Origin of the sequence: Candidatus Pelagibacter communis, assembly GCF_001180205.1 — a bacterium.
Classification (GTDB): Bacteria; Pseudomonadota; Alphaproteobacteria; order Pelagibacterales; family Pelagibacteraceae; genus Pelagibacter; species Pelagibacter ubique_O.
The window spans coordinates 1-8,340 of sequence record NZ_CVSU01000010.1 but is presented as its reverse complement, the minus strand read 5'-3'; the positions used below and the strand labels follow the sequence as shown (position 1 = coordinate 8,340).

General features: G+C 26.6%; 8 protein-coding genes, 1 tRNA gene and 1 pseudogene. 7 read left to right on the top strand and 3 right to left on the bottom strand.

The genetic code is table 11. The features are described from left to right. A pseudogene (locus AMO08_RS00550) lies at positions 1 to 238 on the bottom strand (acetoacetate--CoA ligase); the annotation flags it as partial. 173 nt (positions 239 to 411) lie between these two features. Between AMO08_RS00550 and AMO08_RS00545 the strand changes: the two are divergent. The 4 genes from AMO08_RS00545 to AMO08_RS00530 are packed head-to-tail and all read left to right on the top strand — an operon-like array spanning position 412 to position 4,480. After that, the gene (locus tag AMO08_RS00545) at positions 412 to 2,892 is read left to right on the top strand and encodes a helicase-related protein (RefSeq protein ID WP_082254990.1); all 2,481 of its coding nucleotides are present in this window, start codon (positions 412 to 414) and stop codon (positions 2,890 to 2,892) included. Between the two features lies 1 nt (position 2,893). Then, on the top strand, positions 2,894 to 3,304 hold the full coding sequence (locus AMO08_RS00540) for a tellurite resistance TerB family protein (RefSeq protein ID WP_075484281.1): 411 nt from the start codon (positions 2,894 to 2,896) through the stop codon (positions 3,302 to 3,304). Next, a complete protein-coding gene (gene fdxA, locus AMO08_RS00535; protein WP_075484280.1) occupies positions 3,301 to 3,627 on the top strand; it encodes a ferredoxin FdxA in 327 nt (108 codons plus the stop codon). Before AMO08_RS00540 ends, fdxA begins: the two co-directional genes overlap by 4 nt. After that, the gene (locus AMO08_RS00530; protein ID WP_075484279.1) at positions 3,584 to 4,480 is read left to right on the top strand and encodes a CarD family transcriptional regulator; all 897 of its coding nucleotides are present in this window, start codon (positions 3,584 to 3,586) and stop codon (positions 4,478 to 4,480) included. Before fdxA ends, AMO08_RS00530 begins: the two co-directional genes overlap by 44 nt. A 353-nt stretch (positions 4,481 to 4,833) precedes the next feature. On the opposite strand, the gene AMO08_RS00525 is transcribed toward AMO08_RS00530, so the two are convergent. Together AMO08_RS00525 and AMO08_RS00520 are read right to left on the bottom strand one after the other, a co-directional pair. Next, positions 4,834 to 6,564, bottom strand: a complete 1,731-nt coding sequence (locus AMO08_RS00525; RefSeq protein ID WP_075484278.1) for an AMP-dependent synthetase/ligase — start codon at positions 6,562 to 6,564, stop codon at positions 4,834 to 4,836. A gap of 7 nt (positions 6,565 to 6,571) precedes the next feature. Further along, positions 6,572 to 6,656 (bottom strand) — tRNA-Leu (locus tag AMO08_RS00520). Positions 6,657 to 6,717: 61 nt separating this feature from the next. Here AMO08_RS00520 and AMO08_RS00515 point away from each other — a divergent pair. The 3 genes from AMO08_RS00515 to AMO08_RS00505 are packed head-to-tail and all read left to right on the top strand — an operon-like array spanning position 6,718 to position 8,318. Next, entirely contained in the window at positions 6,718 to 7,323 is a 606-nt protein-coding gene (locus AMO08_RS00515; RefSeq protein WP_075484277.1) for a YqaA family protein, read from the top strand. Further along, positions 7,316 to 7,798 (top strand): disulfide bond formation protein B, encoded by a 483-nt coding sequence (locus tag AMO08_RS00510; RefSeq protein WP_075484276.1) that lies wholly within the window; start codon positions 7,316 to 7,318, stop codon positions 7,796 to 7,798. Before AMO08_RS00515 ends, AMO08_RS00510 begins: the two co-directional genes overlap by 8 nt. After that, on the top strand, positions 7,785 to 8,318 hold the full coding sequence (locus tag AMO08_RS00505) for a demethoxyubiquinone hydroxylase family protein (protein WP_075484275.1): 534 nt from the start codon (positions 7,785 to 7,787) through the stop codon (positions 8,316 to 8,318). The genes AMO08_RS00510 and AMO08_RS00505 overlap by 14 nt, the downstream gene beginning before the upstream one ends. The last annotated feature ends 22 nt before the right edge of the window (positions 8,319 to 8,340 follow it).

The window sequence follows — 8,340 nt, the reverse complement described above, 5'->3', positions numbered from 1 at the left end:
AATTTTTATAAAAAGTTTTTGATTTTCTAATTTTTTTTTTACTTTTAGTTCCTTTTATTTTGCTAAAATCCCAAAATTTACTCCAAAACTCAGGTGAATTTTTAATACTCCAATTTAATAATTTTTTATAATTTCTATTAAATTTTATTTTTAATTTTTTTGAAATGTAATTTTCGAAAGCAAATAAATTTGAATTTTTTTTTTCAATTAAAGGGGGTTGCCAAAGTTTTTTACTCATTTTATTAAATTAAATTACTGTTATAGAATTAATCTTATTTATGATAATCTCACTAACATTTAAAAGAAAATGAGAACTTTTTACCCTCCGATTCGGTCATGTTTTAGACTATTTTTGTTCTTTAGCAGTAACAATATCTGGTAGGAAAAAAAAAAGAAGCACAAAAGATAGAAATGACTAAAAATAAAATTACAGCTGTTCTCGGTCCTACTAATACAGGCAAAACCCATCTTGCTATCGAAACCATGCTTTCTTTTGAAAGCGGTATGATTGGATTTCCACTTAGATTACTTGCAAGAGAAGTATATGACAAAGTAATCAAGAAAATAAGTTTAGATAAAGTTGCACTTATAACTGGAGAAGAAAAAATAATTCCATCTAACGCTAAATATTTTTTATGCACAGTTGAGTCTATGCCAATTGACAAACATCTAGAGTTTGTTGGCGTAGACGAGATTCAAATGTGCTCTGATCATGAAAGAGGTCATATTTTTACTGACAGACTTTTAAATATGAGGGGAGAAAAACTCACAATGTTAATGGGTTCAAGTACTATTAAAAATATTATTTCAAAATTAGATGCAGATATTGAATTTATAAATAGAGAACGACTATCTAAACTTACCTATGCTGGTCATAAAAAAATATCAAGAATTGAAAGAAAAACAGCAATCATTGCGTTTTCAGCAGAGGAGGTTTATGCAATTGCTGAGTTAATAAGAAGACAAAAGGGTGGTGCTGCTATCGTAATGGGATCACTAAGTCCAAAAACAAGAAATGCCCAAGTGGAATTATATCAATCCGGGGATGTAGATTTCTTAGTTGCAACAGATGCAATTGGAATGGGAATAAATATGGATTTAGATTATGTTTATTTTTCAAATGTTAAGAAATTTGATGGAAAAAAATTAAGAAGATTAAATCTATCTGAAATAGGTCAAATAGCCGGTAGAGCTGGTCGATACTTTAACAATGGAGGATTCGGTATTACTGGTGATTGTAAAGAAATATCTCCAGAAGAGGTAGAATTATTAGAAAATCATAAATTTGAAGAAATTAGAACTTTGTTTTGGAGAAATTCAAATCTTAATTTCAATAACCCAATTAGTTTAATTAAAAGTTTAGAGGAAAAACCTCAGGTAGAATGGCTAAGAAAAATTCATGAATGTGAGGATGAAAAAGCACTTAAATATTTTTTAAAAGATCAAAAAATTTTAAATAGAGGATTTGATAAGAAAACTTTAATGCTCTTATGGGAATGTTGCCAAATACCTGATTTTGTTAAAAAAACTTATGGCAATCATTTTGAGGTTATTGGAAATGTATTTAAATTTTTGACTAGTAAAAAAGGACTAATTTCTGAAGATTATATGAGATTACAGCTCATGAAACTAGATAAATTAGATGGAAATGTAGATTCTTTATCAAATAGAATTGCAAATGTCAGAACTTGGTCATATGTTTCGAATAAAAATAATTGGGTAGAAAATCAAAGTTATTGGATTGAAAAAACTAAACACTTAGAAGATAGACTTTCAGACAGATTACATGAAGAACTTACTAAAACTTTTATTGACAAAAGGGCAAGCGTGCTCGCTAGAGGTTTAAAACAAGATATGGAATTTAAAACTGAAATTTTACAAAACAATGATGTTAAAATTGATGATCAATTTATCGGAAAATTAAAAGGACTTAAATTAGAACTAGATCTAAAAAAAGGTGCTTTGGAAACTGATATTAAATCTTTAAAAAAAGCAGCTAGGCAAACTATTGGTCCAGAATTAGAAAAACGTGTTCAATCAATAATTGATACAGGATTAATTAGTTTGAATGAAGATTTTAAAATTTACTGGAATGATTTCCCAATTGCCAAATTAACAACAGGTAATGATTATTTAAATCCTAATTTTGATTTAATTGTTGATGATGTTATTGAAAAAAACACTAAACAAAAATTAAATGACTATATTAATAAATGGATACATTCAAAAATAAATAATGTTCTTAAAAGTTTAATTGATTTAAAAAATATAAAAGAAAATAATTCGTCAATTAAAGCGCTGTCATACCAACTCTATGAAAATAATGGAGTATTAAAGCGAGATCAAGTTTCTGAATACTTAAAAAACTTAGAACAAAATGAAAGAAAAATTCTTAGAGACTTAGGAGTAAAGTTTGGAAGATATCATGTTTTTCTTTATCAATTAATTAAACCAGAAGCGGTATCTTTGCGAACATTATTGTGGAAAAATTTTTATCAAAAATTTCATAACTTAAAACCACCTACCTTTGGTTTGAATTTTTTAGATGATAAAGAAGTAAAAAATAAAAACTTTATGCTTTTGTGTGGATTTGAAAAATTTGATAATTTTTTTGTAAGAATTGATATTTTGGAAAGGTTATTTGTATTAATAATAAATTCTAGTTCAAAGGAAAATTCTGAAACAAAATTAGTTCCAGAAATGTTAAATCTTTTAGGATGTAGTAAGGATAATTTCAAAAAATTACTTCAAAAAATGAATTATAAAATATTTGAGAAAGAAAACGAAATTTTTTTTAAATATAGTCCTACTAAGAAATTTAAAAAAATTACCCCAAAAAAGATCTCAAACGAAAATCCGTTTAAAATATTAAAGAATTTAAATTTAAATTAAAATGTTTTTTAAAAAAGAAGAAACAAAAAATAATAATTTTCTCACAAAAGTTTGTGCTTTATTAATTCATGCTGCAAAAATAGATGAGTACTATACTGATAAAGAACAAGAAATTATTAAAAAAACACTTAAAGAGCTTGGTGTAGAAGATGAAAATATTTCTAAAACAATTGAAGAAGCAAAAAAAATTGAAGAAAGCTCAAATCAAATTTTAGATTTTACCCGAGAAGTAAAGGTGTTGCCCGAGCAAGATAAAATTAAAATTATTGAGGCTTTGTGGTCTATAATCTATTCAAACAAAGATGCTGATATATATGAAACTAATTTAATGAGACGACTTGCGGGTTTACTTTACATTGACAATAAAACAATGGGCGATATTAAAGAAAGAATTAAACAAAATTCAAAATGACATATATCGTTAACGACAATTGTATTAAGTGCAAACTAACAGACTGTGTTGATGTCTGCCCGGTCGATTGCTTTTACGAAGGTAAAAATATGCTTGTAATTAAACCCGATGAGTGTATAGATTGTGGCGTTTGCGAGCCAGAATGTCCTGTCGATGCCATAAAAGCTGACACTGAACCTGGAAGTGAAAAATGGTTAGAGATCAATAAAAAATACTCTGAAATCTGGCCTAACATAAGTGAAAAAAAAGATCCCCCAGCGGATCACGAAAAATTTAAAAATGAGCAAAATAAGTACGAAAAATATTTTAAAGAAAATCTTTAAAGGTAAAAAAGATAATAAAGTGAAAAAAAAAGTTTCTAAAAAAAAGGCTGTAAACGTTAAAAAAAAAGTAAAAGCTAAAAAAGCTAAAAAAATAGTTTCAAAAAAAACTAAAAAAGTTGTTAAAAAAGTTTCACCCAAATTAACTAAAACAAAAAAAACTGTTAAAATTAAAGAAACGACAGTTGAACCGAAAGTAGATAATTTAAGGATTTCAAAAACAAATGAAGTTAAGCCTGAAATAAAAAAAGTTAAAAAACAAGAAACAGAAAAAAGAGAATACAAAATTAAAGATCATGTTGTATATCCAAAGCATGGGGTAGGGCAAATTACTGAATTTAAAAAGATCAACATTGGTGGAATTGATGTTGAAACGTATGTTATTAAATTTGAAAAAGACAAAGCTAATGGAATGGTCCCTGTAAACAAGCAATCTCACTTAAGGCCGTTAGCAACTATTAATCAAGTAAATAAATGTATTTCAATTTTAAAAAGTAAACCAAAAATTAAAAGATCAATGTGGAGTCGAAGAGCGCAAGAATATGAAGCAAAAATTTCTTCTGGAAAAATATATGAATTAGCTGAGGTTGTCAGAGATTTAAACAAGGGTGATGACCTTATGGTTGACCAGTCTTATAGTGAAAGACAATTATTTGAAAAAGCTTATGAGAGAATACTGTCTGAATTTCAGATTGTTTTAAATGTATCATTAGAAGATACTCAAAAAAAATTGGATAAAGCACTAAAAAGAAATTTAGGTGGGCAGCCTCAACCAGTAACAGCTGCAAAAACTACAACTAATGAAATACCTGTAGACGAGCCAATTTCTGATAACGACGAACCAATTGATGAGTAAAAAAAAACGCCTCTCACACAAACTGTAATGAGAAGCGTTTTTTGTAAAGAATACTAAGTTACTATTTTCTTCTTCTTTTTTTTGCTTTTTTCTTAGCTTTTTTCTTAGCTTTTTTCTTAGTTTTCTTTGCCGCTTTTTTTCTTTTCTTAGGCATCTTTAGCTCCCTTTTTTAGTTAAACGAATCATATTGATTCGTTGTTACCATATTTTTATTTTTTTCTATAAGTTATGTCAATTCTTAAATTAAAAGTTAAATTTTATAAATTTATTTTTAACTTTTTATTTTTATAAAACTTTTTTTTATTAATTTAGTTAATGTTTATGCGGTTAATAAACAATTTTAATTAAATATTTTAATAAAGATTTTCTAACTGATTTTTATATTTTTCTGTAACTTTTTTTCTTTTTACTTTCATTGTTGGTGTCATTAAACCATTTTCAATAGAAAAATTTTCATCTATTAATTGAATTTTTTTTATCTTTTCTAATAAAGTTAATTTTTTATTTATTTTTTCAATTACTTTATTTATTTTTTCTTTTTCATTAAAAAAATTTTTATTAGGAACAATTAAAGCAACTAAATAATTTTTTTTATCACCATAAACCATACATTGATCTATCTCTGGTTCATTCGTAATCATATTTTCAATTTTAGCAGGTGAAATATTATCTCCACCAGCACTTACTATTATATCTTTTTTTCTATCAGTAATTTTTAAATAACCATCATTTGGGTCTATCTCTCCAATATCACCTGTATGTAACCATCCATTTATAATTACTTTTTCAGTTTCTTCTTTTTTGTTCCAATATCCTAGCATTACATTTTCGCCTTTAACTAAAATTTCTCCATCTTCAGCAATTTTAACTTCATTTCCTTTAAATGGAGGGCCTACAGTTTCCACTTTGATTTTATGTATTGGATTGCAACTTACTACTGGTGATGTTTCTGTTAAACCATAACCCTGGAGAGTAGGTAATCCTATGGCATTTAAAAATTCACCTATTTCTTTATCTAGAGCACCACCACCTGAAACAAAAGCTTTTAAATTTCCACCAAATTGTTTTTTTATTTTTTTTCTAACTAATATATCAACAATAAAATTCATTGATTTTTCAGAAAAGGTCATTTTTTGATTTAATAGTTTTTTTCTTCCCAGACGAAGAGTTGCTTCAATTAATTTTGCTTTAAAACCCGTTTGTTTTTTTAAATTCATGTGTATTTTGTTGTAAAGGTTTTGGTAAAACCTAGGGACAGCTGCCATAATTGTAGGCTTTGCTTCAGATATATTTTCTAGAAGTTTTTCAATTTTTTCAGCATAAAATACTCTAGCTCCTACTGCTATCTGTACAAATTGAAGACAGTGCTCATAAGAATGAGAAAGCGGAAGCCAAGTTAAAAATACTGGTCTTGAATTAAATATTGGTTTTGTAATTTCACAAGATCCCTTAACATTATTTAAAATTCCACCATGACTTAAAATTACACCTTTGGGATTTCCTCCAGTCCCTGAAGTATAAATTATACACGCTGGAGACTTTCTATTTAATTTATTATTTTCGATTTTATCGTCTGCTAGGATACTATTTTTTATAATAGAATTGTAATCTAAATATCTTTCTTTGTTATTTAAATTTAAATTATTTATTACCTTATCTATTTGATCTAAAGTAATTACTTTTTTTATAAAGTCTTTTTCATTAATTATATTACTTAATTTTTTTAACATTTCATTATTAGAAACAATAACTAAGCTAGGTTCACAATCTTCTATCAAATACTTATAATCATCTTGTATATAAGTTGTATATGCTGGAACTGTGATACCACCAGCTAACATTATAGCTAAATCAGAAACAAACCACTCGGGTCTATTCTCTGAAACTAAAAGACATCTATCACCTTCTTTTATATTTTCTTTAATAACTTTTGATAAATTTAAAATATTCTTTTCAGTTTGTTCCCATGTGTATGCTTTTTTATTACTTGAGTTTAGCCATTCTAAAAAAATATCTTTTTTATTTTGTTTATTTGCTTGATTAGCAAATAATTCTATCAAATTATTTAAATTATCTAAATTCATAGTTACTTGGTGGGCGAAGAGAGAATCGAACTCTCACTTCTTGCGAAACACGATTTTGAGTCGTGCGCATCTACCAGTTCCGCCATTCGCCCTTGGTATTCATTTAAATTATATTTAATAGTATAAGAACTAAATTTATATTAAAACCTAAAAATGTTTCAAACACTTTACAAAAAATGTTTAGAATTAGCTGCACATAAAAGTTCTAATTTTTATTTAGGGCTTGTATCTTTTATAGAAAGTTCTTTTTTTCCTATACCTCCAGATGCAATGATAATTCCAATGGTAATTGCTAAAAAAAAGGAATATTTGAAAATATTTTTGATAGCTTCAATATTTTCAGTTCTTGGAGGAATTTTTGGATATTTGATAGGTTATTTATTTTTTGATTTAGCAATGTATGTAATCGAATTTTATGGTTATCAAGATAAAGTTGAAAATTTAAAATTAAGCATGTCTCAGGGCAGTGGATTCCTCGCATGGCTGAGTGTTCTTTTTTTAGCAGGCTTTACACCATTACCTTATAAAGCCTTTACTATTTCAAGTGGTTTAATTGCTTTTAATCTTCCTATTTTTATAATTGTTAGCTTAATTTCAAGAAGCCTGAGATTTTTTATAGTTTCCTACTTGTCTTATAAGTTTGGAGAATTATTTACAGAGTTCATGGAAAAACATGGATCAAAATGGTTCACCATAATTGGAATTATTATAGTTATAATATTTATTATTATTTATTTATTTTTAAAATTTAATGGTTGAGATTAACAAAACAATTACATTAAAGTTAATTTTTTTAATTAGCATTATTGCTTTATCTTCAGCATTTTTTATTGAATATGTTTTAGGACATCAACCTTGTAACTTATGTGTAATGGAGAGAATTCCATACCTACTAGCATTAATAATTATTTTATTAAATTATAAATTTATTTATCTTGAAAAATATTTTATTCTTTCTCTTATTTTAGTTTTTTTAGCTGCTACTATTTTATCTTTATATCATTTGGGTATTGAGCAAGGTTTTATTGAAGAGTCATTAGTTTGCGATTTAAAAAATGGCTCAAATTTACTCTCAAAAGAAGACATATTAAGGCAGTTACAAGAGAAAAATGTAAGCTGCAAAGATGTTACATTTAAAATTTTAGGATTATCTCTTACAAGTTACAATATTATAATATCAATATTAATAATATATTTTACAACAAGAACTTATTTAAATTATGACAACAATTAATAAAAAGAAAATAGAAGAGTTCATTCGAGTTGATCATGCTGGAGAACGTGGTGCTGTTAAAATTTATGAAGGACAGTTGCTTGCTCTAAACACATTAGTTAAAGATGAAGCTTTAAAAAAAACAATTGAAGAAATGAAAGTTCATGAAAAAGAACATTCTGATTTTTTTGAAGAAGAAATTAAAAAAAGAAATATAAAACCTACAAAATTCTTACCCTTATGGGATTTATTAGGCGTAGGATTAGGTTTTGGTTCCACTTTACTTGGTAAGAAAACGGCCATGCTTTGTACTGCTTCCGTTGAAGAAGTGATAGACGAGCATTACTTAAACCAAATTAAACAACTTGATAATAGTGAACCAAAACTTAAAAAAAAAATAATTAAATTCAGAGAAGATGAATTAAGTCATAAAGATATTGCCTATGAAAAGGGTGCTACAAAAGAAGGTCCATACTCTATATTAGATAAAATTATTAAAACTGGATCAAAAATTGCAATAAATATATCTGAGAAAATTTAAGACTCTAGTTCTACATCCCAAT